The sequence below is a fragment of the Candidatus Schekmanbacteria bacterium genome, assembly GCA_016219965.1.
Taxonomy (GTDB): domain Bacteria; phylum Schekmanbacteria; class GWA2-38-11; order GWA2-38-11; family J061; genus JACRJM01.
Genome location: JACRJM010000003.1, coordinates 270,381 through 297,062 on the forward strand (window position 1 = coordinate 270,381; position 26,682 = coordinate 297,062).

The window sequence follows — 26,682 nt, forward strand, 5'->3', positions numbered from 1 at the left end:
TGCTTTTTAGCGGTTACTTGTTGCTGATAAAATGCAAAATGTATCCGTTTATACTGTCTCCGATATTACAAGGCTCATCAAGGGTAAGCTTGAAAGAGAATTTCCTGAACTCTGGATAGAGGGGGAAATATCCAATCTCAGCAAGCCTGTCTCAGGCCACATCTATTTTACCTTAAAAGATGATAAAGCCCAGTTGCAGGTTGCCATGTTCCGTCCAAAACCTTCTTTCATTAAGTTCAACCTTGAAGACGGGATGAAAGTCCTTGTAAACGGAAGGATCACAGTCTATGAGGCAAGGGGAAATTACCAGCTCATAGCAAACCAGATTGAACCCCGCGGCATAGGCGCCCTCCAGCTTGCCTTTGAGAAACTCAAAAAAAAACTTGCAGCCGAAGGACTTTTCTCAGAAGAACATAAAAAAGAGCTCCCATCATTCCCTGAGACAATCGGCGTGATAACATCTTCTACAGGTGCTGCAATAAGGGATATTTTGAACATCCTCAAAAGACGTGCTCCGCGGATCCGCGTAATAATATATCCTGTGCGGGTGCAAGGGGAGGAATCAGCCGGCGAGATAGAGGCAGGGCTTAAAACTTTAAACACTATCGATGAGATAGATGTCATAATCCTTGCCAGAGGCGGAGGTTCCCTCGAAGACCTCTGGTCATTTAATGAAGAGATTGTCGCAAGGGCAATCTTTGCATCCGAAAAACCGGTCATCTCAGCAGTCGGACATGAAATAGACTACACTATCTCAGATTTTGTAGCTGATCTTCGCGCTCCCACGCCATCTGCGGCGGCAGAGCTTGTGATCCCGTCAAAGGATGAGCTTAAAAACAGACTTATTTCAAACTGCAAACACATTGTAAACGCGATGCGTTCATGTATCTCACAGCAAAAGCAGGAGCTTGAAAGCGCTTCTTCAAAGTTAGCACATCTTTCTCCTCAAAACAAAATTGAGTCCCTTCAGCAGCTTGTTGATGACATGCTTCACAGGATAGAGGTAAGAGCAAGGGAAATGATTTCAAAGGGAAGGTTAAGGACAAATCATAATTATATTGAAATCCTGCGCCATGATCCCAAACATCTCCTTTCAGAGAAAAAAGGAGAACTTTCATCCCTGCTTCTTAAAATGAGAAGGATAATTGAGATAAAACTCTTTAGAATAAACACATCTCTTAAGGAGAAGGAAGGGGTGCTCGGCATATTGTCCCCTTATTCACAGATTGAGAGGGGTTACATGATAGCAAGGAAAATGCCCGGAATGTCACTTGTTAAAAGCATAACAGATGTAACAGCGGGTGAACGGCTAAGCCTCCTTGCCAGGGGAGGAGAGATAAACTGCACTATTAATGAAATAACAGAAAAAATATGGAGTAAATAAAATGAAAAAAAACAGCTTTGAAGAATCATTCAGTAAACTTGAAGAAATAGTAAAAAAGCTTGAAGAAGGAAACATCTCTCTTGAAGAATCTGTCGCACTCTTCCAGGAAGGGATAAAACTTAACAAGATTTGCAATGCCAAGCTTGAGGAAGCAGAGAAAAAAATAGAAATCCTGCTAAAAGATGCTGATGGGAATATCACCTATGCGCCTTTTGAGGTTAAGGAAGATGATAAAGAAGAAGACGAATAAATAAAATGGAAACAAAAGAATATCTGAAATCCAGACAAAAAATACTGGATGTTGAGCTTAAACGCCTTCTTCCAAAAACAACTGTTTATCCTCAGACAATCAGAAAATCCATGAGATACAGTACATTTGCCGGAGGTAAAAGACTTCGTCCCATGCTCTGTATGGCAGCATGCGAGTCTTTTGGCGGAAGCTATAAAAAAGCACTCCCTTTTGCCTGTGCGCTTGAAATAATACATACTTATTCTCTCATCCATGACGACCTTCCGGCCATTGACAATGATGACTTGCGCCGGGGAATGCCAACTAACCATAAGATATTCGGCGAGGCAATGGCAATTCTTGCCGGAGATGCCCTTCTTACGCTGGCTTTCAAAATATCTTCTGGAAAAGAGGCTGTAAAGGCCGTGGGGACAGAGAGCGCATTGCGGATAACCCATGAGATTGCCAATTATGCAGGGGTAGACGGAATGGTTGGCGGACAGGTTGCAGACATTGAATCGGAGCATAGGAAGGTACCGGCAAATAGGGTGACTTTCATACATATGAACAAAACAGCAGCCCTTATCACCGCCTCTGTAAGGGCAGGCGCCATTGCCGCAGGCTGCCAGGAGAAGATTATTCAAAAATTAACTGTTTTCAGTGAAAAAATTGGTTTGGCTTTTCAGATTACTGATGATATTTTAAATGTTGAGGGTGATGAGCAGATTATAGGCAAGAGTGTTGGCAGCGATGCTAAGCTCGGAAAAGCAACTTATCCTGCTGTATTTGGACTTGAAAAATCAAGGCAAATAGCATTAAAGCTTGTACGGGATTCTATGGATATGATTGATTCAGTTAAACCAAAAACCTTTTATCTGAAAGAGATAGCAGGTCTCATTGTTGCCCGCAGAAGATAACTGATGGTCTTACAAGAAAGTTAAATGGCTAAAATACTTGATAAAATAAATTTTCCCTCTGATATAAAATCCCTTCCTCTTGAGGAACTTGATGAGCTTGCAGGGGATGTAAGGGAACTGATAATAGATGTAATATCGAGAAACGGTGGACATCTTGCATCTAGCCTCGGAGTCGTTGAACTGACGATTGCGCTACATTATGTCTTTGATACCCCGGTGGACAAGATAATCTGGGATGTGGGTCACCAGGCATATGCCCATAAGATACTGACTGGAAGAAAAGACAGGTTCAATACGATCCGGAAATACGGTGGATTGAGCGGCTTTCCCCATCCGGAGGAAAGCGAGTATGATTCCTTTGTGGCAGGACATGCAAGCACTGCCATCTCAGTTGCACTCGGGATACTCGAGGGGATCGAAAAGAACGAAAAACCGGGCAAGGTTGTGGCGGTTGTCGGAGACGGTTCCCTTACAGGGGGAATGGCTTTTGAAGGCCTTAATCAGGCAGGTCATATAAAGAATAATTTTACTGTCATACTCAATGACAACAAGATGTCTATCTCGCCTAATGTGGGTGCTCTTGCTGCTTATTTGTCTAAGGTCACGACAGGCACAAAATACATGAAATTCAGAAAAGATGTTGAAGCGCTTCTTGCAAGCTTTCCTAAAATCGGCTCTCAGTTAGTAAAGAAAGTAAAACAGGTTGAAGAGGCTTTAAAAAGCCTCATAGTCCCCGGGATACTTTTTGAAGAACTTGGATTTAAATATGTGGGACCCATAGATGGACATAATATCAACCATCTCATTGAAACGCTGAAGAATGTAAAAAAACTTGAAGGTCCTGTTCTTGTCCATGTAATCACTATGAAGGGAAAGGGGTACCATCATGCGGAAGATGATCCGTCCACATTTCACGGCGTAGCGCCCTTTGACATAGTGAGCGGTGAGTTTGACGGTAACGGAGGAGCAGTTTCCTATACCCAGATATTCTCAGAAACACTTATAAAGATTGCGGAAAAAGATAAAAGAATTGTGGCAGTTACTGCTGCCATGGCCGAGGGAACGGGGCTTTGTATCTTCAGGGAAAAATTCCCTGAACGTTTTTATGATGTTGGAATTGCGGAACAACATGCTGTGACATTTTCTGCCGGCCTTGCATCGCAGGGAATGAAGCCGGTTGTTGCTATATATTCAACATTTTTACAAAGAGCCTATGACCAGATCATACACGATACATGCATCCCGCATCTTCCGGTTGTCTTCGCTGTTGACAGGGCAGGCATAGTCGGGGCTGACGGCGTCACGCATCAGGGGACACTCGATATTTCGTACCTCAGGCTTATACCCGGCATTACCTTAATGGCCCCGAAGGATGAGAATGAGCTCCAGCATATGCTGTTTACTGCTTTTACAATCAACGGACCTGTGGTCTTACGATATCCGCGCAGTGTTTGCGAAGGTGTGGTTATGGATGAGGAGTTAAAGCTCATTCCTGTCGGGAAAGCGGAGATAATGACTGAAGGAAATGACATACTTATCATCGCCTCCGGTAATATGGTGCATCCTGCTTTGTGTGCAGGAGAAAAACTTAAAAAAGAAGGGATAAGCTCGACGGTTTTGAATTTAAGATTCATAAAGCCCTTGGACAGCGAAACAATTTTGAAATTAGCCGGAAAAATTACTACTATTTTAACAGTAGAAGAAAACACTATCCCGGGAGGAATGGGAAGCGCTATTATAGAAATGCTCGCAGAGAAGGGAATAACAAACCTTAATATAAAGCTGATGGGGATACCGGACGAATTTGTCCCGCACGGTTCTCAAAAACAGCTCCGTGAGAGATACGGTCTTACCATAGAAGGAATTGTATCAGCAGCAAAGAGCATGATAGAAAATAAAAAAGTTTCAGAACTCTCAATTAAGAGAAAAATAAAGGAGGTTGGCATAATTGGCAAAAACTAAAGTAGCTGTAATAAAAACCAAACCTGAATCCGCAGTGGAAGACTATGGCAAACTTCTTGAGATGGCAGAGTTCGAAAAATTTCTCACTAAGGGGAAACCTGTCATTCTTAAGGAGAATATCTCATGGCATTTCCCTTATCCTGGGGCCAATACTACGCCGTGGCAGCTTGAAGGAACAATCAAGAAACTTAGAGAAAAAGGATACGGCGATCTTGTGGCTGTTTCGAATGAGACAGTTGTCACAAATGCATTTAAAGGTGAGAAGCTTAACAAGTTCACCCCTGTCTTTGAAAAATACAACATCCCAGTGAAATATAATTTCCTCCCAAAAGATATAAAATGGGTTCGCTATGAGCCAAAGGCAAAGATGATGGTGCTTGATAAGATTTTCCCGGATGGCATCTATCTGCCGGACTTCTTCTTCGACAAAAATATAGTTCATCTGCCGACTGTGAAATGCCATATATATACTACGACTACGGGAGCTATGAAAAATGCCTTCGGCGGACTGCTCAACACACGCAGGCATTATACGCATAGCGACATCCACAGAACATTGGTTGACCTCCTGAAGATCCAGAAAGAGATTCACTCAGGGATTTTTGCGGTAATGGACGGCACTACCTGCGGCAACGGCCCGGGACCCCGCACTATGATTCCTGTAGAAAAAGATTACATCCTTGCAAGCGGTGATTGTGTTGCGATCGATGCTGTGGCAAGCAAGATGATGGGGTTTGATCCGATGAAGCTCGACTATATCAGGGTTGCACACGAAGAAGGCCTGGGAACAGGAAGATTGGACGAAATAGAAATAGTAGGGGAAGATATATCAAAGGTGGATTTCAAATTCTATGTAGGCGACAACCTGGCGAGCCATGTGGGCGACCTTCTCTGGTTCAGCCCGCTAAAGATTATGCAAAAGCTGTTTTTCCATACGCCGCTTGTTTATCTCTTTGTTTTCGGTTCCTTCTTCTACCATGACTATCTCTGGTATCCGGTCTTTGGAAGGAAAGCTGTAAACAATTTCCTGAAAACCAAGTGGGGAAAGCTTTTCGCCAGCTATTGATTAGTTAAAGAAAATTCAACCACAGAGGTCACAGATTACAAAACAATCTGCAGCTTCTGTGGTTTTTTATATTCCAGCCCATAGTCAAAAGTAGACCGAGGCGACAAGGAGGAAGCGACGCAGGCGTACTGTTTTGTACGTCGAGGAGCTGACGACGCAGGCAACGAAGGGATACAAATGAATATTGGCTGGAATTGCGAATGCAAGATTTGTGCGTCAGGCGAGGAAGCGGAGGATTAGCATACCGGAGCATATTTCTGGATATGTGAGGATTGCTAACCGGACGCTGACAAAGCATCACGCCAAAGCTTGCGTTCGCCCTTAGTCACGCGGGATTTCGAGCATGCGTTTGAGAGATAAATACGCCCTCCCCCTCACCGGCTCCTCAACCTTAATGACAGGCTCAAGGCGTTCAAGGGCAAGGACAATATCCACAAGCCTTGTGAGCTTCATGTTAGGGCAGATCATCCGTGTCCTTGATGGATGAATAAATTCCTTTTCCGGGTTATCTTTTTTAAGCCTGTAAAAAATCCCCTCCTCGGTACCTATTATAAATTTTTTTGCAGGACTCTCTTTTACATACGTTAGCATTCCTGATGTGCTGCATATGTGGTCTGCAAACTCAAGGACTTCAGGCGGACATTCCGGATGAGCTACAAAAAGCGCGTCAGGATTTTCTTTTTTTACCCTTTCAACATCATTAACGCGCAGGAGATGATGCGTGGGGCAGAACCCCTCCCAGGGGATGACTTTTTTTGCTGTATGTTTTGCAGTATAAAGGGCAAGATTTTTATCAGGCACCATGAGCACAGTGTCTTCTTTAACGGAATTTACCACGTTTACCGCATTGGCAGATGTACAGCAGATATCACTTATGGATTTTACAAGAGCTGAAGAATTTACATAGCAGACTGTTGGCACGCCCGGAAGTTCAGCCTGTTTTTTTTTAAGTTCTTCTTCTGTTACCATGTCAGCCATCGGGCATCCGGCATCGATTCTGGGAAGTATTACTTTTTTTCCGGGTGAAAGTATACTTGCGCTTTCAGCCATGAAATGCACGCCGCAGAATATTATTATCTCTGCACTGCTCTTTGATGCCTCGATGCTTAAGCCAAGGGAGTCTCCGCAAATATCTGCGATTTCCTGAACCTCATCGCGCTGGTAGTTATGGGCAAGGATTATTGCATTTTTAGATTTTCTGAGTTTATTAATACGATCGGCAAGAATTGTATCGCTCAGGGTGTTCAGCATTCCCTCTATATTGCCATCAGCTTTGTTATTTATAGCCAATTAATAAACCTTAATCAAAATCTGCATTATTATATTTGAATAAATACCCGCAACAACATCATCAAGCATAACCCCTGTGCCGCCGCTCAGCTTTTCCATCCTTCTTCCGGGAAAAGGTTTTATAATGTCCATAATCCTGAAAATCACGAAGGCCGCTATCATATATTTCCACTTAAATGGAATAAGAAAGAGGCTTATCAGCATTCCCGCCACTTCATCTATGACTATTTCCGAGCTGTCTTTCGTGCCGAAATACTTTTCGCTGTATGAGGCTGCGAATATTCCGGCAATGGTTATGAAAACTATGGAAGCCGCAACAGAGTAGTTAGAAAGCCCTTCCGGAGAAAATCTTTCTATAAAATAATAAATTATTAAACCGCCAAGGCTTCCTGCAGTTCCCGGGACAATAGGAGAATAGCCGAGATAGCATGCCGTGGAAAAAAATATTATTAATTTTTTCATCTTGTGGAATATATTAGATATCAATGACTGTTGTCAAATTCAGGGATTCAAAAAAATGTAGATTCCTTACGCCTTTATAAGGAATCTACAATCAAGCGTGCAATTTATTCATCTTAACTACTTATTCTTTTTCCCTTTCTGAATAATCACTACAGGGGAACGATAATAGTCATAACCCCAATATGGATATCCTCCCCAATAAGGATAATACCATGATGGATACATCGGAGTTGCGTAATTTGTGTTTTCAACCTTCTCTTCCCAGGCATATATCTCTTCTATTGAGAAAACAGGATAACTGTATTCCATCTCTTCTATTTTGTTTTTTCTCACTTCAATGAATCTTCCCGCAAGAGTTACCTCTTTCCCCTGACGGTATATGAGAGGATCAATCAACCCTTTGTCTTTGGAAAGTACCGCAAGGAACCTGGTATTAGTAGGTTTTGAGCTTGAAAAATTACCCCTCTCATCTACAGGAACATAGGCAGCTTCTATTACTGATCCTTCCTCTGAAAATTTTGTGTTGGCTACTATACCGCCTAGAATAAAGAGCTTCCCTTTGTAAAAGTCAGGATTTTCTTTTATGGCTTGAAGAGGCAATTCTCTTGTGCCCGCCAGCATAAGCTCTTTTTTCAGGACTGAAGTGCAAGACAAAAGAACCAGAGGAATGATAAGGAAAATAAGTGTCTTTTTCATCTTCTATTCCCCCTTTCATCACTACCCCACGCTTTATTAATATGCTCTATTTTATTAATTGTCAATGCTTCCGGCAGTTCATTATTATTTAGACATAGCGCAGAAAATACTTTTTACTTTTGCTTATTTTTTCATATGTAATATAAGAATTTTAATATGTATAAAAAGGTAAATGACAAGCTTTTAGACAGGCTTGAAAAAGAAACAGGGAATGATGTTGTCTTTTCTTCGGAAGAATCATTAGAGCCTTATTCGCGTGATCAGACCAAAGGATTGGAGTTTTACCCTGATATCGTAGTAAAGGCGAGAACTGTTGCTCATATCCGGTCAGCCCTTCAGCTTGCAAATGAATATAAGATTCCTGTTACCCCCAGAGGCCTTGGCTATGGATTGAGCGGAGGTTGTGTCCCGGTTTACGGCGGGATAGTTATTTCCATGGAAAGAATGGACAAGTTCCTTGAGCTTGACGAGGATAATCTCATGGCAGTTGTTGAGCCCGGGATAATCACTGGAAATTTTCACAGAGAAATAGAATCCGCAGGGCTTTTCTATCCGCCTGATCCTGCAAGCCTTGACAGCTGCAGCCTCGGAGGGAATATTGCCGAGGGTGCCGGAGGTCCCCAGGCTGTAAAATACGGGACCACAAAGGATTATGTCTGCGGACTCGAGGTTGTACTTGCCGGCGGCGAACTGATAAAAACCGGAGGTAAGGTAGTAAAAGACGCGACCGGATATAACTTCACACAGCTTTTTGTCGGCTCTGAAGGGACTCTTGGAATTCTTACAAAAGCAATTCTAAGACTGCTCCCGCTACCACCTGCAAGGGCTGACCTTTTAGTTGCATATTCATCTGTTGATAATGCCTCAAAGACTGTTTCAGCTTTAATAAAGAAAAGGATAATCCCCTCTGCCCTTGAACTTATGGATGCAGCCGCTTTGAAGCTTGGCGAGAATTTCTTGGGACAGGAACCTCCATTCCCTGACGCAAAGGCACATCTTCTTATCACGCTTCATGGAATGGAGAAAAGTGAACTTGACAGGGACATTGCAGTCATAGGAGAAGTGTGCGACGAAAACGGTGCAGTAGATGTTCTGCTGTCTCAGGGGAGCGAAAGCAGGGAAAGGCTCTGGAAATTCAGGCGCTGTTTATTTGAGGCTGCCGGAGCAAAAAGCCTGCTTTGCAGGAGTCTTGATCCTGTAGTGCCGCGTTCTTCAATACCTGAACTGATATCATATATGAAAGGATTATCAGAAAGAGAAGGTTTCGAGGCTTCATGCTTTGGCCATGCAGGGGACGGGAATATCCATGTGACATTATTTCCCGGAAAATATGAGGAAGCGCTATGGCTAAAAAAATATCCTGATTTCTGCAGGCAGATATATGAAAAGACCATAAGCCTTGGCGGAAAGATAGCCGCCGAACATGGCATAGGGATGATAAGAAAAGCCTATCTCCCCATGGCAATAGAACCTGCCCAGATGGACCTTCTTAAGAATACCAAGAGAGCATTCGACCCTCTGTGCATAATGAATCCCGGAAAGATTTTTGACTTGTAGGATATTGTTAATAAATACCGCACCTGATTTTATCAATCCCGTATTCTCATTGACATTCATGTTATTACCGATAAAAGTCATACAATTTTTTGAAAAATAAAGAGGCGAAATATGGTAATAACCGGTGTAAAGAAGTTATTGTTCTTTTTTTCAGCTCTTATTTTTTTAGTATATCCATTGCATTCACGTGCTGAAAGACCCCATGTAACAGAAGACCTTGGAACTACCGAGCCGGGGAAGTTTGAACTCGAGATAGGAACACAATTTGAAAACCTTGGCGGCAGCGAAGAAAAAGCTGTAATAAACGAATATGCCCTGATTACAGGAATCTACAATCGGGTAGAATTGAATGTGATAGTGCCTTTTCAGCTACATAACTCTGAGAATGATCATGAGGGATTAGGTGATATGCATTTTCTTCTTAAAAGCAGGTTTTTGGATGAGGGAGATTATACTCCGGCCATAGGTGCGCTTTTTGAAGTTTTTGTCCCGTCGGGAGATGAAGAGAAGGATTTAGGCTCAGGGCATACTGATTACGTGGCTAAAGTTCTTTTTGAAAAAAATATTGGGAAGCTTATGCTTGATATAAATGGCGGATATTCTTTCATCAAGGAAGGCGTTGATAAATTCTTCTATGCTGCATCTGCTCACTATGCGCTTTTTGACAGATTTCACATTGTTTCTGAGCTTGTAGGCGAAGCAGACCACAAGGCTAAAAACGAAGACCCTCTTTTCATAATGGGTGGATTTCAGGCTCATTTTACATGTGAAACATTTATGGATATAGGAATGAGGTTTGGACTGACAAAGGACTCCCCAGATTATACTCTGGCTATTGGTATCACGATTCCTCTGAATTAAATCCAACTGCAACTCTAAGACGAATAGTTTTTTTAACAAACCATTTAGGAAAAAAGAAAAAGATTTGGAGTCAGGATATACAAGCTATGAGGCAAAGCTTCTTCTTGAGAAACACATCGGGAAACTGAGGCTATATTTTTCTCTCAATTTTTTTTGATAAAAAACCTCGCAACAGCGCTTAATAAAAGTGTGATACCGAAGGCTGAAACCAGGGCTGCCCCTGTCGGAAAATCATACTTTCCTGATAAACCAAGCCCGATAGCGGACGCAACAATGGCTATCCCCCATGCGATTATCATTCCCTTAACAAATTTGTTCACAAAAAAAAGCGAGCAGACGGCAGGGATGACAAGGAAACTGAATACAAGAAGAACTCCTGCAACTCTCACTGACCTTGTTACCATAACTCCGAAGATGCAATAAAAAATAAAATCCCAGAGCCTTCTTCCTTTGTCTGTTTTTACAATCTTTCCGGAAAGAGTTGATATATCCCAGAACTTTTTATGAAAAATCAGACAGAAGACCCCGAGAACAACATATAGGGCAAGAAGTTCAAATACATCCTGCCAGTTGACAAAGAGGATGTTTCCGACAAGCATTGTCTTCATCTCATCAAGTCCATGAGGAGACTTATCGAGTACAAGGACAGTAAGCGCCGTAGATACCACATAAACTATCCCGATAATCGCCTCATGCGGTACAGCCTCATCTTTAAAACGCCCGATAGCAAAAAGGGCAGCTCCAAAAAAAGTAAATGCCAGAGAAAGAGCATAGGCGCTTAAACTTTCTTCATCATATCCTTTGAGAAGACCTATACTTGCTCCAAGAGCTGCACATTGAGCAAGGGCAATGTCAACGAAAATTACCCCTCTCCTGACAATGTGCATCCCCATGTAACAGTGAATTGCCGCAATCAAAAGACATGCAAAAAAAGGTATTATCAGCAACTGAATATTTTCCATTATTCATCTCCGCCAGATTGTAATAAGTTAATTCTTCATAGCCGCAACAATACTTTGCAGGATAGCATCAATAAGAGAAACGTAATCCTTCGCTTTGTCGCTTCCTCCCACCGAGTTTGGCGCCACGACAATTTTTGCACCCGTCTTTTCAGCGACAAGTTTTGCCGGTTTATCAGCATAAAAAGGCTCCATAAGTATCACCTTTACATTCCCGGATTTCATCTGTTCAATGACTTCATTTATATGTGTTGGACCCGGAGGTATTCCCGGTTTGGGCTCGAGCTGATCTATGATATGTAACCCAAACCTTGAAGCGAAATATGGCCAGGAATTGTGATAGGTAACGATCTTTGCATTCTGGAATGGCATCACCTCGGCCATCCAGCCGCCAAGTTCTCCCTGAAGATTATTTGACTTGATAAACTCATAGAATTTTCCCCCTGCAAGAAGATCTGACAATTTTTCACCACCAACCTTATCAGTTAGTTTTTTCCCAAAAAGAGCTTCATCAATACGACTGTTAAAAAGCGAAAGATTCTTCTGAAAGTATGGTGCGTCAGAAGGATAAATAGAGCACAGACGGTTCGTTATATTCTTTGCAATGATTTTACCGTTAAGCGGATCAGTCCAGTAATGAGGATTCCCGCAAGGATGGATATCTCCCATTGAGCGGTCAATCTTGCCAGTCGGCACTTGTAGCCTCATAACTCCCTCAGACACGTCAAGATTGCCCTGAGCCCCCGGCTGTATCTTAGGATTCCTTGAACCTTCAATAATCAGTGACTCCCAGCCAATCTCAAGCTCAAGACCTACCTTGATAAACAAATCAGCGCGCTTTGCCTTGATCATATAGCTTGGCTTTGCATCAATGAAATGAGGGTCCTGGTAACCTGTGGAAATGCTCGTTACACTAACTTTATCACCGCCGATATATTCTGTTATAGACTTAAGATCAGGCGTAGTTGTCACAACCTCAATAGAGGCTGAATGTGCAGGTTGAAAAGACATCAAAAAAATAACAGCGCTTGAAAGCAAAACAATTATCATTAATCTTATTTTCATTTTTTATCTCCTAATATTTATGAGCCCTGTGAGGACCCATACCGAAATCGAGCTGCAGCCAGACTTCATCAGAGTCATTGTCAAAATTCCTGTCTGTATGTTTGTATTCAAGCCTCCAGAAGGCAAACTCACTCTGCGCAAAAGTAAGATTTGCCGTATAACCATTGTCATATTTTGAGCTGTCGTGCGGATATTCTGAGTAATCATAACGCACGCCGGCAGTCCATCTTCTCTCGAACTGATATTGCAGTGACGAATACATCCCGAAACTGTTTTCTTCAATCCTGTCATGTTTATTGTTCTGGGATGCGAGAAACTCAGTCTGCCATGTAAAAGATTTATAAAGCCCTTCCCTTTCCGGCCTCCATTTATAGGTAAGGTCGATTCCTTCAAGGTTAGTCCTTTGCCTGCCGTGCCCATTGTCATTAGGTCCTGTGGCTCCGCTCAAACCCAGCTCAAGAGTGGAACTTTGAGACAGATCAAAGAAATTTTTAAGGTGCCCCAGATAAACTAGATCATTGGATTTTTTCCCGCCGAAACTTTTCTCATTGCCGTTATTGAAGGCTTCAACAGTAAGCTCGATATATTTATCCCAGGGGTTAGGAATAAGATAGTTTGCCGACACTCCGGCTTCTGCCATCTGGTCAGGTCCGAAATAGTGATTTATGAAATCAGGGTTTGTAACCCATGGTCTCCGATGGGTATGATATGTATTTGCCTTGCCAAAGGCTGCCTTGAATTTTCCGAGCCTTGCCTGCAAATCTGCAGGAAGATTGAGAAATGTTACATAACCTTCTTCAACATCAATTTCATAGCTTCCTCTATCCTCTTCGATGGCAAGAAATATATCTCCCCTTGCATATGGGTCGATGGCAGCGGAAAAGGCAACCTCTACCTCTCTAAGTGAAAACCTGTCTTCATTTTGCTCTCTAAATCCTTTGTTGCTGATATGACCTGTAAGGTCGCCTATGACAGACATGTCCGGATTAAAACTCTGCACAGCCCTTACCAAATCTGTAGTGACTGCCGGAGTCTGCATAGACTGAGCAGTTTCAGCAATTGCAGGAGATTTTTCCTCTTTAACCTTCTGCTCTTCAGCAACAATATCTTTCCTCTGTTCCTGAACAGGTTCTGTCGTAGTTAATTTTTCATCATTTTGTTTTTGAAGTTTCAGAAGGACAGCCTGCTGGTTCTCTATTATCTCCTGCATTTTTTTCATTGTTTCCTTCAACTGCGACATCTCATCTTTTAACGTCTTTATCTCTTCATCGCGATTTTTCATCTCTCCAGCTCCTGCCGCGCCGGTCATCAGTATGAGATTGAAAAATACTAAAACAATAGTACAAATAAAAAGTTTATATTTCATGCCCTCCCTCCATAAAAAAACAAGTTCTTTCGCTGATAATAAATTGCCACAGCGCACAGAAGAAATATATTAACCCTGAAATCAAAAAATATGAGTAAGTACTGGCCTATCAGAAAGTGTATGCTTGGACAGGAGGGGAGCGAAGCTTTGGCAAGAAAAAGAGATTACTGAGGCATGTTATCCTGCTGATCATAATTTGAATAAAATCGCAGGCAAAATGGCAGTAGAGGACTGGAGAAATTAGAATCACTCCAATTAGAACCTGAATCAATTTGCAGTTCATACAATCTGTGTGGAAAATGTCTGATTCAATATAATGGATGTGCGTGGTTGCAATAAAAAGAGCTGTAACAAAAAATATTAGGCACAGAACCAGCAGGAAAGGATAATATTTGGAGATGATTTTTGCTCTTGGTTCTTTCATAGATTTAGTTAATAATAAATAAAAAATTTGTGCAAGAATTTTTAAACACAGACTTTTAGGAGAAACAAAAATGGTTGAAGAAGTAAGAACTAATGACCTTTGGATGGTATTTAAGATAATGGGAGAGTTTGTTGAAGGATTTGAAACTCTTTCTAAAATCGGCCCTGCTGTTTCAGTCTTCGGAGGTGCGCGCATAAAAAAGGGAACGAAATATTACAAGCTTGCTGTTGCAGTTTCTGAGGCGATATCAAAGACAGGATTTTCCGTAATTTCCGGCGGCGGCGGCGGCATCATGGAAGCGTGCAATCTTGGTGCAAAAAAGGGAAACGGAAAATCAATAGGATTAAATATAAAGCTCCCCTTTGAGCAAAAACCAAATAAATATTCAGAAGTTAAAATGAATTTTGATTACTTTTTTGTCCGTAAGGTGATGTTTGTAAAGTATGCAACCGGGTATGTAATTTTCCCCGGAGGATTCGGGACATTAGATGAAGCCTTTGAGGCTCTTACGTTAATACAGACAGGGAAAATATCAAATTTCCCTGTTATATTCGTTGGGAAAAAATATTGGAGCGGGCTTATAAGATGGATAAAAAATAATATGATAAGAGAAGGCACTATCTCTGAGTCTGACCTTGATCTTATTCACATGACTGATGACCCGGAAGAGGTAGTGCAAATTATAGGCAATTATTTCTATGAGAAAAACGGCAAAGCGGTAGAAAGTCGCCGCACCGTAATGATAATCTGATTTAGCTGCTAACCCACAAATTTAAAAGAGACATCCTCTCCTTGTTACAAGAAGAGGATGTCTCTCATTATCTCAATTGGCTTCTTACACTAACCCGTGGGCAACCATTGCCTTTGCAACTTTTGTGAACCCGGCAATGTTGGCTCCATTGACATAATTTCCGGGAGTCCCATATTCATCTGATGCCTCATAGCAGATTTTGTGGATATTGGTCATGATGTCATTAAGCTTTCTTTCGGCTTTTTCAAATGTCCAGAAATCGCGTGACGCATTCTGCTGCATTTCGAGAGCTGATGTAGCAACACCGCCTGCATTTGCAGCTTTGCCGGGCCCATATGCAATCTTGGAATCGAGAAATACTTTTACTCCTTCCGGTGTGGTAGGCATATTGGCGCCTTCTCCTACTGCAATACATCCGTTCTTGACGAGAATCTTGGCATCTTTCCCATTGATTTCGTTTTGAGTGGCTGAGGGCATTGCGACCTGACATGGGATTTCCCATATATTGCCCCCTTCTTTGTAAATCGCGTCTTTGTGGTACTGCTTATAGTCTTTGATCCTGCGCCTATCAACTTCTTTCAATTGTTTAACAAGCTCTACATCAATTCCTTTTTTATGGACTATAACTCCATTAGAATCTGAGCAGGCTATAACCTTTCCTCCAAGCTGATGGATCTTTTCAATTGTATATATTGCAACATTCCCGGAGCCTGAAACAAGACAGGTTTTTCCTTCGAGAGAATTCTTGCGGACTTTTAACATTTCATGGACAAAGAAGGTTGCACCGTAACCTGTTGCCTCTGTGCGCACCATTGAACCGCCCCAGTCAAGCCCCTTCCCCGTAAGGACGCCTGATTCGTGGCGGTTAGTAATGCGTTTGTATTGCCCGAACATATATCCTATTTCCCTGCCGCCGACACCTATATCTCCGGCAGGCACATCTGTATATTCTCCAAGGAATCTGTAGAGTTCCGTAATAAAGCTCTGGCAAAAACGCATTATTTCATTATCAGACTTCCCCTTTGGATCAAAATCCGAGCCGCCCTTTCCTCCGCCGATTGGCATTCCGGTCAGTGCGTTCTTAAATATCTGTTCAAAGCCAAGAAACTTGATTATCCCGAGATACACTGAAGGATGGAAGCGCAAGCCGCCCTTGTATGGTCCAAGAGCGCTGTTAAACTCTACACGGAAACCGCGGTTAATATGAATTTGTCCCTTATCATCCTGCCAGGGAACCCTGAATATTATCTGTCTTTCCGGCTCGCATATCCTTTGAATAATCTTTTGATCTGCATATTCAGGATGTTTAACTACCACCGGACCAAGAGATCCAAGAACCTCCTGAACAGCCTGGTGAAACTCAGTTTCTCCCGGATTTCGTGCTATTACTTTTTGATAAATCGCTTCAATCTTCTCTTCCATCACAACCATAAATTTCCCCTCACACATTAGGTTTTATAATTACATTCCCTGAAGAAGAATATAAACAAAAGTATCTCTTAAAAGTTTGAAAAAATTGTCTCGTTATCTGTCTATTTGTAAGGAGATCTTTACATATTACGCAGGATGCAAAAGGGGTTTTATTATGAAGATAAAAATGATATTCACATCAATAGAAATTTGCTCTCCACCAGTCATAGGGAGCCTTAGTCCTGGCTTCTTCTTTGAAGGCATCATATTTTTGCTTTGCCATTTCATATTGCTGTTTTGCTATTTCAACTTTCTTTGCCGCAGCGTCACGGTCTGCATTGGTATATGTTTTCCTTGAATAGGAATTTACCGTTCTTGCTTTGAAAGCTTCAGCATCATCAAGTGCGCTTTTGGCAGCAGAGAGTTCTCCTTCCACTTTAGACTTAGTTTCTTCCCATTTTTTCAGCTCTTCACCCTTTTTCTCTTCTTCTGTTTTCCCTCCTGCCTCTCCTTCCGCAGCTTTAGGGGCAGTTGCTTTTTCAATAAGCTCTTTATATTCAGGCTGGGGTTCCTTAGCTTCACCTGTCTCTATCCTCTGCTCAATTTTCTCCTTGTATTCCTGCGGGATCTTGTCTGGAGTATCAACGAGGTGAATCACTCCATCCTTGTCTTTGTAGCGGAAAATAGTCTCAGGATTAACAATATCTAAAGTAAATGTAAAAAGAAAAACCGGAAATAAAAATATCATTATCCGCCATTTCATAACGCTATTCCCTCCCTGCGTATTTTAATATGGCTTCTGTATATGCTTTAAAATTATTTTCCATTTCCATCAAGCTGTCTCCGCCTAACTTTTCCATAAAGGCATTTGCCACTTCAAATGCCACAACAGCCTCTGCAACAACAGCGGCTGCCGGGACTGCGCAAACATCAGACCTTTCAATAGCTGCTTTAAAAGGCTTTCTTGTCTTAATATCAACTGACCGGAGCGGCTTCATAAGGGTAGGAATAGGTTTCATTACTGCTCTTATTATTATATTTTCTCCATTGGTTATTCCTCCCTCTATACCGCCTGCATTATTTGTCATCCGGTAAAAACCTCCTCCCCATGGGTTTCTTCCCTTGTGAGGCTGGTTAGGTTTTCTTAAGAATATCTCATCATGGTAAGCTGAACCTAACATATCAGCAGAGTTAAACCCTGCACCAATCTCGACCCCCTTTATTGCCTGAATGCTCATAACCGCATAGGCAAGCTTTGCATCAAGTTTTCTGTCCCAATGGAAAGTATTACCAAGCCCTGCCAGCGGGTTTTTTACTATTATTTCGAAAATCCCTCCAAGGGAATCACCATTCTCTTTTGCCTTGTCTATGGCAGCTTTCATTTTCTCGGAAGATTTCCTGTCTGCACAGCGCACTTCTGAATGTTCAGCCCTGCGGAAAAGCTCAACCGGATTACGGGACAGGTCCTTTGCCTCTACTCCGCCGATATTGGTGACGTGACTTATGACCATAACTCCAAAATGATTAAGCAGGCTTTTGGCTACTGCTCCTACTGCAACGCGGCATGCAGTCTCCCTCGCGCTTGAACGCTCAAGGATATTTCTTAAATCATGCTCAAGATATTTCAAGCCGCCTGCAAGATCAGCATGCCCGGGACGCGGATGGACAAGAAGCTGTACCTCCTCGTTGCGCGGCATAATAGACATCTTGGTTCGCCAGTTTTCCCAGTCCCGGTTTCTTATGAGAAGCGAGACCGGTGCTCCTGTTGTTTTCCCGAAACGCACGCCCGAGGTTATTTCAACTTCATCCCTCTCTATCTTCATACGGCCGCCTCTGCCATAGCCCATCTGGCGGCGGCGCAGTTCCAGGTTAATTTCCTCCCCTGTAATTGGAAGTCCCGAAGGAGCACCTTCGATTATTGCGTTTATAAGTTTCCCGTGCGATTCACCTGCAGTCAAGTATCTCAACATGATTGATCAGCTTCCTTCTCTTCTAAAAATTTATTTATATTATACATATAAAAGAGAGGGCTCTCAACATATTGAGAGCCCTCCATACTGCAAAGATTATGTGTAGCATTACGGCCATGTAATAAAAGTACTCTGATTGGTTATATTCTTTCCTTCATCAGAATCTCTTCGCGGAAGAACAAGATACTGACCATCGCTGTCGATAACTCCTCCGCTTTCGGCAGTAAGCCTTACCTGGAACCTTTCAACAAAGTTTACCCCATAACGAAGGTCGCCAACTGCCACTCCGTCAACTGTCTCGGATGATGTTGTAACTATCGAGGAAGCAGATATATTGACATCCAAACGTCCATTGCCGTTTATATCCTCATCAATGTCAAGGATACCATTTCCATTTACATCTTCTCCCGGATCAAGGACACCATTACTATTTGTGTCTTCATTAACATCGAGAACACCATTACCGTTAATATCTTCTATTGTATCTATCACCCTGTTGCCATTAAGGTCTTCGCCGGAGTTAAGTATTCCATTTGTGTTGACATCTTCAGAAGAAAGCAAAATCTTATCTAATTTATCGAGATCACCATTGATATCAACATCTATGTCAGCTTCGTTTGCCACAATCTGTGTTGTAGCAACTCCAAATGATACAAGCGTGCCGTCGGCCACCGGGTTTCCATGCACATCACTTACAAGTGCAGCCATGGGACAGGATAATGTACCGTCGCCATTTTCAGTAAGAGGTGTCCCAAAATCGTTAAAAACCAATGCCACATGGAAAGGCTCCCCTGAGATTGTAAGGAATGTAGAAGAAGTAACAGATGTATTTTTAGCAACATAAGCATTAATTTTAATCCCGTTAAAAAGCGGTGTAGTTAATTCTCCTGCTATAAAATTAACCGAAGCAATTCCATTGGCATCTGTAACTGCCATTGATGTGTCGAGGGTTTCTGTTCCGCCGGGTTTATTGTCGAGAGTGAAACCAACCTCAGTCCCGGCAACCGGATTGCCATCAGCATCCTTGACCAATGCTGTTATAACCGCCTGCCCTGAACCTGCACGTACATTATCAGGGGTTGCACTGACAGTAATTGATGCAGGTGTGTCTGAAGTTATTGTTACATTAATGCTTCCCTCAATCCTGCTATTTGTTATAGCATCGTAGTATGAGACTTTCACTACTGCAATGCCTGTAAGTTTTCCTGCTATGAGAGTTACAGAGGCTGTCCCGTCCGGGGCAATTGCAACATCATTTACCGAGACGTTGCCCAGCGATGTCGTGAATATGGCATTCCCTGATGTAATGTTTGAAAATGTAGCGGTAATTGCTGTAGAGCCGCCATTAACCAGAATGGAACTGCTGCCGGACACAAGTCCTACATTTTTTACCTCGCCGGCTGCAACTGCATTTACAGTAGTATTATTTATTGTCCCGCTGCTAGACGCCTCGACCACTATTGTACCGGTCACAATTGATGTCAGTGTCGTAGTAATCACTCCATCTTTGTCTGTAGTACCTGTAGTTGGAGACAGGCTTCCATAATCAAGAGTGTCACCTGCAGAAATTGTCCCGTCACCGTCATTGTCCAGAGCATTGCGGAAATCAACAGTTTCTCCGGCAACAGGGTTTCCGTTTGCATCAGTAATCGTAACGGTAATTGTTGAAGCATCAGCCCCATCTGCGGTTATATTGCCGGGAACCGCTGTCATTACAAGATTAATTACTCCTGCTGATACGAACTCTATCGTTACAGTTGCCGTTGTATCAATATATGTCGCTGTCACTACAACATTGCCGTTAAAGTTCTCGCTTATTAAATTCACCGAAGCCATTCCATTCGAATCTGTTGTCGCTGAAGCCGGTATTATTCCCTTTTCCGTTGCAAATTCTACGGTAGCATCAATTATTGGATTGTTTTTTTCATTTCTTAGAAGTGCGGTGATTTTTGCTGTGCTTGTACCATCAGCAGACAGTTTTGTCTTATCTGACGAAAGGACCAGGTTCGATGTCTGGACTGCCGTTACTGATATAGCTAATAATTTTTTCTTCTTTGGCAGAATATTTTTTGTTTTGACAAGCACCAGAACAGTCCCTTCGGTTGAGCTCGTAAGCTCAATTGTAGCCCTGCCGTTATTGTCGGTAGTTGCCGTATTGGCAGAAAGCGTTCCTTCTCCTGATGCTATGGTAAATCCTAATTTTATACCTTTGAGCGGTTTTCCTTTCTTGTTTTCCATGAGCACTGTAAGAGTTGCAGCTGTTTCACCATCGGCAGGGATGGAGTCACTGTCAGACACGAAATAGATTACAGAAGATATCCTTTTGCTTTTTTTAAAAAGTTCCTTGCTGTCATTTGACTTTGCTGTTTCTGCAAAAACTATTCCTGCAAAGAACATCAAGGAGAGGAACAAACCTATACAAAATAACCATGAGCGCGAAATTTTGAACTGTATGCTTTTTTTCTTTTTATTCATGCCTTATCTCCAGCATTTTTTATTGAGCTTAACCACATGTCCCAAATAGGGATTATTGTGTAATTTAATTCATAAACTTTTAAGATGAACAGTTATCAACATCTGCAAGAGTCACAGGAAGCTCTACCTCTGTATCGACTTTATTCCCATAAGGGATTTCTTTCCCTTTTACCTTTATTTTAATCTTGTACCTGAGGTAAGGACTGGGTACGGAAGTAGAGCCAAATTTTGAAAAATATTTTTGAGCATACCTGTTATAGATGATTTCTTTCTGTGATTTTGAAAAAATAGTTAAAGTAAGATCAAGCGACCCGTCCTGTGGAATTATTCCGCCGCTTGATATTTTGCTGAATTTTATTTTTGGGGTAAGGCTTTTCTTTGCAGCGCCGCCCATTTTTTTGGCTGTAACCTCAACACTCGTGATCTGCACATCATGGTTTGTTGGATCCGGATAATTGGGATGCCCTTGGTTTTTGATGGTCATGGTAACCTTAAAATCAGCGAATTGTTCTTTATCCGTAGTAGTGGTACTCCCGTCGCCGGTGCAGTCCAGGTTCCTTACAATATCAATACTTCCGGCACCATTGTCTCCCTGGTCTGTTGAGGTCATGTCGCTGACAATAAGATAAGTTAAAACTCCCTTATTACTGCGTTCAGACTGGGAATTGCTGTCTCCTGCAAATACAGGCTGAAAAAAACCAAACACAACTGCTGCAAGTATTATAGAAAATAAAAAGGGGATTTTTTTTAACTTCATCTTTTATCTCCAGTTAATTATGTGAAGATCGCGCTGTACTGTTTTATTGCATATACGCCTCAACTATGCGCGGTGTGAGGAATATAAGTATTTCAGAACTTGACTGCGATGTTGTCCTGTTTTTAAAGAAATTCCCTATAAGAGGAACCTTTGAGAGAAAAGGTGTCCTGCTGCTTGACGTATCATCTGTCTTTTCTGTGAGTCCGCCTATAACTGCTGTTTCACCGCTCTTTATTAAAACCTTTGTCTGCGATTCTGTCTTTACTATTGAATAATGCTGCCCGGTCTGTATCTGTACATTCGAACCCTGTCGGGACTTCTCAAGGCTTACATCCATGAATATAGAGCCGTCGGCAGTAATCTGCGGCGTTACCTCCAGGATTATTCCTATATCCTTCCACTCTATGCTCTGCTTTCCCTGTTCATCGATTATTACCGACGGGAGTTGGTTACCTACCTGAATTTTTGCTTTTTCATTATCAACAACAAGAAGCTTCGGGTTATTAAGAAGTTTTACCTTGTTCTGGCTTTCAAGGGCAGACAACTGAACCTCAAGGTTAAATGTGTTGTTCACATTGCCGAGTATGAGCCCAAGGCCGCTTGTCTTGTCCGCGATAGGCAGATTAACAAGAAAATCCTTGCCTGATTGGGAAGGATTATTCTCGTCGCCCACTATTCCGGAAAGATTGATGCTGTTCGGGAATTCATGTCCTGTAGCATTGCCGGTAGCCGGGCTCTTTACAAGATTTGCTCCCCACTGGATTCCAAGAGCTCTGTCAAAACCTTCATCTATTTCAACGATCTTAGCTAAGATCTCAACCTCAGGTGTGGGTCTGTCAAGCTGGCGAATTACATTTTCTATCTGCTCCACACTTGGAATTATATCCTTTATTATGAGGGAATTGGTCCTCTCGTCTGTTGTCAAAAGCGCATCAGTTTTAACCCTGCTGGACATGAAGTTTTTAACGACCGGCTCTATTGTTTTAGCCTTGGCATAGCTCAGCCTTATAGTCTTTGTAATAAGAGGCTGAACAGCTTCCTCAGCTTCCTTTTCCTCTTTGCGCACAACAGCTTCTTCAGCTTTCTCCTTCCTTATCCTTTTGCTTTTATCCAAAGTCATTACCCTGTAGATTCCCTCATCTTTAACGAGGACAAGCTGCGGTGTATTTATCTTAAGAACCAGATCAAGCGCCTGGTCCCAGGGTGTGTTGTCGAGCTTGATATTTATTTTTCCCCTTACTCCTTCTTCTATTACAAAATTCATACCGCTTATTTCCGCAATTAGCCTTATTACATCTTCAACATCTGCATTCTGCAGATCAAGCGATATCTTATCCCCTGAAAAACCGGCTGGTTTAGCTCTGGCATATTCTTTTTCACGGCTTATTTCAGTTGTAAGGGATTTTTTCCCCTCTTCATTTCCCATTAGAGCTTCTTTGATTTTCTTTACATCTGATTCAGATCCCGAAGCTTCAGCTTCCACTGCCTCATTTTCATCTCCCTGGGGATTTTTTATCGTTATGGTTATAAAGTTTCCGTTTGATTCTATTTTTCTTTCCGCATTCTTTAAAAGTTCTATTTCAGCCTTCACTATTTTTGTCATACCTTCTTCTTCTTTAAGCGTAACACCTGTAACAACCGCGCCATTTACAGATGTCATTTCAGGTACGCCCGGAGAAAGGCGTGAATCTGTAACTTCAAGAACTATACGGACAGGATCAGAAAGAAGATAGGAACTATACTCCACAGGTTTTGAAACTTTTAACGTTATAATTGTATCAGCTGTAGTGTTGATAAAATTAATACCTTCCACAAGAGTTTCTGACCTCAGTGGTTCAGCGGAAACACCGGGTTCCTGTTTGTTTATTTCATTTTTTGTCCCGGTACTACAACCAGATAAAACAATACAACCTATGAAAACAAATAAGAACAACCTTAAACATTTTATTTTTTTTAATCCCATTTATACAAACCCCCAAATAGTGTCAGGAATAACTCAGGATTTGCTTTCCCTTATAGTTAAATCAAACAAGATTTCTTTATGTGTTATGCAACGACATTACAATTTCCTTTTTCTCCTTTCTGGTTGTTACATTTCCGAAGTCATCACTCGCTTTCAATGTATATTCTTCCTCAATAATTACTTTTGACTTAAGTATTTTTTTTACAATCCCAGCAGGGCCAACCTTTGATTTCTCTCTCAATATATATATTCTCCCATCCGGCGCTTTAACCATAGCAACATGCTCTTTTCCTTTAATTATAATACCCGTCAACTGAAGTGCATTTGCCTTGAACTGCTGCAACCCTTCAAGTGTTATCTTTTCCTCTTCGCTTACAAGCTGAGTAGTTGTTTTTTCCTCCATATAAGGCGACCTGAAAGGGTCCCTTTTCCCGCGCGGGTCATAAAAATATGCTGCCTTTGATTTTTCAATTTGTTTTAAAGCCTCTTTACTTTGCTGTGCGATGTTGTCGGCAGACGAAGGAGACTGAGGCAAAGATGGATTAGAAGATTGGGCTGCTGCAGATTGAGCCGGTGATGCCGCTGCCGGCTCAGGCTTTGCCGGAGAAGGAGCCTTTGATGGTTCTGCGGCGCCAAGAATAAGAGGGAAAACAATAACTAATAGAAAACTACTCACTCCCCAAAGAGGCATACCAATGCTATCAGGATTTTTATTAAACATATCTTTTATTTTTGTGGTCATGACCTTGAAAATATCCTCAGGCTCATGGCTCCTTTTAATACAATAGTCCCTTCTTTTTGAACTGGCTCGGTAAGAGACAGATTCTCTATATTAACTATTCTCTTCATCTTCCTTATGGAATCAACAAAAAGGGAAATATCCTTATAAGCCCCTTCAACGTTAATAGCTATCTTCATCTCATTATAATACTGCCCCTGGGTAAGAGCCGCCGGAGTAAACGATTTAATCTTGATATTAAACTGTTTGGAGATATCAACAATAGAATTCAGAAGATTAGGCAGTTCTTCGGAAGGAGGCAATATCTCGGTCTGCGCCAAGTATTGCACCTGAAGCTGTGCATTTTCTTTTTTGAACTTCTCTATTTCACCTTTCATCCTGTCCAAGGTTGCAACCTTTGAAGAAAGGACATCTTTTTCTTTTGATGCTTTGTCAATGGCTTCACTTAATGGGAAATAAAACCACCATAAGTATGATATAAGAATAAGCAGTGCCGTTACTCCCAAAATGGTATATTTTTGCCATTTGGGAAGTGTAAACATGAAATCAAGTTTAAGCTCCAGAGCCATTATTTCTAACCTTTCTTCTGTTGAGTCTCATTCCCGGGAACCTGCTGGGGTACGCTTTGGGAAGGAGCTCCCTGCGGCTGAGCATTTACTTCCGCTTGTGTTCTATGAATTTTCAGATCCTTTGTTGTGCCGCTAATTTTGAATTTATAAGTAGGCCTTCCAGCCTCTGTTCCGGCCTCGGCTATAGAGGGAAAAGGTCCTATGGTAAAGAGACTTGACTCTTTCACTTTGTTGTAAAACTGTGACACATCGTAATATGACGCTGCATTGCAGCCAAAAGAGTACGATGTACCGGTAAAATCCAAAGTATCCAGCCATATCCCGCCAGGAATCAGCAAAGACAACTCATCGAGATGTTTTATAAATGTCGTTTCTGACTCAGTCACCATCAAAACAGAGTCAAGTTTTGTGGTAAGCTTTGCCTTTTCATCCTGTATGCTCGTATGAAGAGCCTCTACATCCTTCATTGAATTAACCTTCTGGGTAAGATTTTCTACCTCAGCGGTTAAGGAAGAAAGAGTCGATTGCCTTACTACATTTAGAATAAAGAGAAGAATCACCAACACAAAAACTGTGGCTAAATATATTGATAATTCAATTGTCGCCCGAGCCTGCTTTATCTCCCTCTCTATAGGGAGAAGATTTATTTTTATCACTTAACTGTCTCCCACTCTTCTCATCGCAAGTCCGATACCAACAGCGGCAAGAGGTGCAATATCAGTAAGCTTAGCTATATCTATAGCTTTGCTTATTTTTATGTTTTTGAAAGGATTAAGTATAGTGACATCAACACTTGCCCTTTCTTTTATTAACTCATCAAGACCCTTTACTTTTGCACATCCGCCGCTTAGATAGATCTTGTCAATCTGGCCTTCTCTGGCAGTATTACGGAAAAAATCCATAGACCTTATCACTTCCTGGCACAACTCCTCGGAAACAGAACTTATTATTGTCTTGATATCTTCGTAACTATAACCGTCAACAGCTTCACCTTTTTTAAGCCTTTCAGCTTCTTCAAAGTTTATCTGGAGATCTTTTTGGATTGCTTCGGTATAATTTTTCCCGCCCAGGTTTATATCGCGTACAAAGACAGGTATTTTATCCTTCATGATATTTATATTTATGCGTGACGAACCTATGTTCACCATGGCTATTATCTTGTTAGGTTCATCCTCGTAGTTTAAGAGGTAGCAGTTCTCAAGGGCAAAAGAATCAATATCAACCATTACAGGATTCAATCCTGAATTTCTAAGGATATTTGCATACTCATCTACCTGCTCTTTCTTTGCTGCTACCAGAAGAACATTCATGAGTGTCTCATCTTTTGGATCAGGACCTATTATATGGAAGTCTATATAGACTTCTTCAACATCGAAGGGGATATACTGCTCAGCTTCAACCATTATGGTTTCTTTAAGTTCCTCTTTAGTCATCATATTCGTAGTTATGGTCTTCACTATGACAGAGTGGCCGGAGATGGAGGTTGCTACATTGTTCCCTTTTATCTTCATCTCTGCCACAACTTCCTTTATCGCCTCCTGCACTGAAAGCGAATCCATTATGGAACCGTCAACAATGGAATCAGGAACTACGGGCTTTAAAGTGAACTTTTCAAGGATGAAGCCTTTGGAACTATCCTTGAGCATAAAAGCCTTTATCGAACTTGAACCAAGATCAAGACCGACAAGCGATTTAGAGAGACTAATCATGTATTCGAATTACACCCCCTTCTTTTATGTTAATAGTGAGATTATATTTCCTGCAATAAATCAGTGTCAAGCCTTTTGACATTTTAAGTGATATTTTAAAT

General features: G+C 41.8%; 24 protein-coding genes. 8 read left to right on the top strand and 16 right to left on the bottom strand.

The window, feature by feature from the left end:
• The first annotated feature begins 31 nt into the window (after nt 1-31).
• From HZA77_03505 to HZA77_03525, 5 genes are all read left to right on the top strand, one after another.
• Nucleotides 32-1,384, top strand: a complete 1,353-nt coding sequence (locus HZA77_03505; GenBank protein ID MBI5374475.1) for an exodeoxyribonuclease VII large subunit — start codon at nt 32-34, stop codon at nt 1,382-1,384.
• 1 nt (nt 1,385) lies between these two features.
• Nucleotides 1,386-1,634 (top strand): exodeoxyribonuclease VII small subunit, encoded by a 249-nt coding sequence (xseB, locus tag HZA77_03510; protein MBI5374476.1) that lies wholly within the window; start codon nt 1,386-1,388, stop codon nt 1,632-1,634.
• A 5-nt stretch (nt 1,635-1,639) separates the two neighbouring features.
• Nucleotides 1,640-2,530 (top strand): polyprenyl synthetase family protein, encoded by an 891-nt coding sequence (locus tag HZA77_03515; protein ID MBI5374477.1) that lies wholly within the window; start codon nt 1,640-1,642, stop codon nt 2,528-2,530.
• A gap of 24 nt (nt 2,531-2,554) precedes the next feature.
• On the top strand, nt 2,555-4,492 hold the full coding sequence (locus HZA77_03520; GenBank protein ID MBI5374478.1) for a 1-deoxy-D-xylulose-5-phosphate synthase: 1,938 nt from the start codon (nt 2,555-2,557) through the stop codon (nt 4,490-4,492).
• A 61-nt stretch (nt 4,493-4,553) separates the two neighbouring features.
• Nucleotides 4,554-5,558, top strand: a complete 1,005-nt coding sequence (locus tag HZA77_03525; protein ID MBI5374479.1) for a DUF362 domain-containing protein — start codon at nt 4,554-4,556, stop codon at nt 5,556-5,558.
• A 321-nt stretch (nt 5,559-5,879) separates the two neighbouring features.
• On the opposite strand, the gene nadA is transcribed toward HZA77_03525, so the two are convergent.
• From nadA to HZA77_03540, 3 genes are all read right to left on the bottom strand, one after another.
• Entirely contained in the window at nt 5,880-6,809 is a 930-nt protein-coding gene (gene nadA, locus HZA77_03530) for a quinolinate synthase NadA (GenBank protein ID MBI5374480.1), read from the bottom strand.
• A gap of 39 nt (nt 6,810-6,848) precedes the next feature.
• The gene (locus tag HZA77_03535; GenBank protein MBI5374481.1) at nt 6,849-7,310 is read right to left on the bottom strand and encodes a phosphatidylglycerophosphatase A; all 462 of its coding nucleotides are present in this window, start codon (nt 7,308-7,310) and stop codon (nt 6,849-6,851) included.
• A gap of 117 nt (nt 7,311-7,427) precedes the next feature.
• Nucleotides 7,428-8,006: a Slp family lipoprotein gene (locus HZA77_03540; GenBank protein ID MBI5374482.1), complete on the bottom strand. Its 579-nt coding sequence runs from the start codon at nt 8,004-8,006 to the stop codon at nt 7,428-7,430.
• A gap of 156 nt (nt 8,007-8,162) precedes the next feature.
• On the opposite strand from HZA77_03540, the gene HZA77_03545 reads away from it, so the two are divergent.
• Complete coding sequence (locus tag HZA77_03545; GenBank protein MBI5374483.1) at nt 8,163-9,563, top strand: FAD-binding protein; 1,401 nt, start codon at nt 8,163-8,165, stop codon at nt 9,561-9,563.
• Nucleotides 9,564-9,674: 111 nt separating this feature from the next.
• Nucleotides 9,675-10,424, top strand: a complete 750-nt coding sequence (locus HZA77_03550) for a transporter (GenBank protein ID MBI5374484.1) — start codon at nt 9,675-9,677, stop codon at nt 10,422-10,424.
• A gap of 143 nt (nt 10,425-10,567) precedes the next feature.
• On the opposite strand, the gene HZA77_03555 is transcribed toward HZA77_03550, so the two are convergent.
• The 3 genes from HZA77_03555 to HZA77_03565 are packed head-to-tail and all read right to left on the bottom strand — an operon-like array spanning nt 10,568 to nt 13,814.
• A complete protein-coding gene (locus HZA77_03555; GenBank protein MBI5374485.1) occupies nt 10,568-11,386 on the bottom strand; it encodes a metal ABC transporter permease in 819 nt (272 codons plus the stop codon).
• Nucleotides 11,387-11,413: 27 nt separating this feature from the next.
• Nucleotides 11,414-12,448, bottom strand: a complete 1,035-nt coding sequence (locus tag HZA77_03560) for a zinc ABC transporter substrate-binding protein (GenBank protein ID MBI5374486.1) — start codon at nt 12,446-12,448, stop codon at nt 11,414-11,416.
• 10 nt (nt 12,449-12,458) lie between these two features.
• A complete protein-coding gene (locus HZA77_03565) occupies nt 12,459-13,814 on the bottom strand; it encodes a hypothetical protein (protein ID MBI5374487.1) in 1,356 nt (451 codons plus the stop codon).
• Nucleotides 13,815-14,308: 494 nt separating this feature from the next.
• Here HZA77_03565 and HZA77_03570 point away from each other — a divergent pair, with 494 nt between their 5' ends.
• Nucleotides 14,309-14,989, top strand: coding sequence for a TIGR00730 family Rossman fold protein (locus tag HZA77_03570; GenBank protein MBI5374488.1), 681 nt, complete (start codon nt 14,309-14,311; stop codon nt 14,987-14,989).
• Nucleotides 14,990-15,073: 84 nt separating this feature from the next.
• Here the strand turns inward: HZA77_03570 and gdhA are convergent, their stop codons facing one another.
• The 10 genes from gdhA to pilM all read right to left on the bottom strand — a co-directional run bounded on the left by gdhA (nt 15,074) and on the right by pilM (nt 26,581).
• Nucleotides 15,074-16,420: an NADP-specific glutamate dehydrogenase gene (gene gdhA, locus HZA77_03575; GenBank protein MBI5374489.1), complete on the bottom strand. Its 1,347-nt coding sequence runs from the start codon at nt 16,418-16,420 to the stop codon at nt 15,074-15,076.
• A gap of 178 nt (nt 16,421-16,598) precedes the next feature.
• Nucleotides 16,599-17,162 (bottom strand): hypothetical protein, encoded by a 564-nt coding sequence (locus HZA77_03580; protein MBI5374490.1) that lies wholly within the window; start codon nt 17,160-17,162, stop codon nt 16,599-16,601.
• Between the two features lie 4 nt (nt 17,163-17,166).
• A complete protein-coding gene (gene aroC, locus HZA77_03585) occupies nt 17,167-18,369 on the bottom strand; it encodes a chorismate synthase (protein ID MBI5374491.1) in 1,203 nt (400 codons plus the stop codon).
• 108 nt (nt 18,370-18,477) lie between these two features.
• The gene (locus tag HZA77_03590; GenBank protein ID MBI5374492.1) at nt 18,478-20,844 is read right to left on the bottom strand and encodes an Ig-like domain-containing protein; all 2,367 of its coding nucleotides are present in this window, start codon (nt 20,842-20,844) and stop codon (nt 18,478-18,480) included.
• Between the two features lie 79 nt (nt 20,845-20,923).
• On the bottom strand, nt 20,924-21,601 hold the full coding sequence (locus HZA77_03595; protein ID MBI5374493.1) for a hypothetical protein: 678 nt from the start codon (nt 21,599-21,601) through the stop codon (nt 20,924-20,926).
• A 43-nt stretch (nt 21,602-21,644) separates the two neighbouring features.
• Nucleotides 21,645-23,564 carry a type IV pilus secretin PilQ gene (pilQ, locus tag HZA77_03600; GenBank protein MBI5374494.1) on the bottom strand — a complete coding sequence of 640 codons (1,920 nt, stop codon included), beginning with the start codon at nt 23,562-23,564 and terminating at the stop codon, nt 21,645-21,647.
• 76 nt (nt 23,565-23,640) lie between these two features.
• On the bottom strand, nt 23,641-24,306 hold the full coding sequence (locus HZA77_03605) for a pilus assembly protein PilP (protein ID MBI5374495.1): 666 nt from the start codon (nt 24,304-24,306) through the stop codon (nt 23,641-23,643).
• Nucleotides 24,303-24,872, bottom strand: a complete 570-nt coding sequence (pilO, locus tag HZA77_03610) for a type 4a pilus biogenesis protein PilO (GenBank protein ID MBI5374496.1) — start codon at nt 24,870-24,872, stop codon at nt 24,303-24,305. Before pilO ends, HZA77_03605 begins: the two co-directional genes overlap by 4 nt.
• 5 nt (nt 24,873-24,877) lie before the next feature.
• Nucleotides 24,878-25,528, bottom strand: a complete 651-nt coding sequence (locus HZA77_03615) for a PilN domain-containing protein (GenBank protein MBI5374497.1) — start codon at nt 25,526-25,528, stop codon at nt 24,878-24,880.
• Nucleotides 25,529-26,581 carry a type IV pilus assembly protein PilM gene (gene pilM, locus HZA77_03620; GenBank protein MBI5374498.1) on the bottom strand — a complete coding sequence of 351 codons (1,053 nt, stop codon included), beginning with the start codon at nt 26,579-26,581 and terminating at the stop codon, nt 25,529-25,531.
• Nucleotides 26,582-26,682 lie beyond the last annotated feature (101 nt).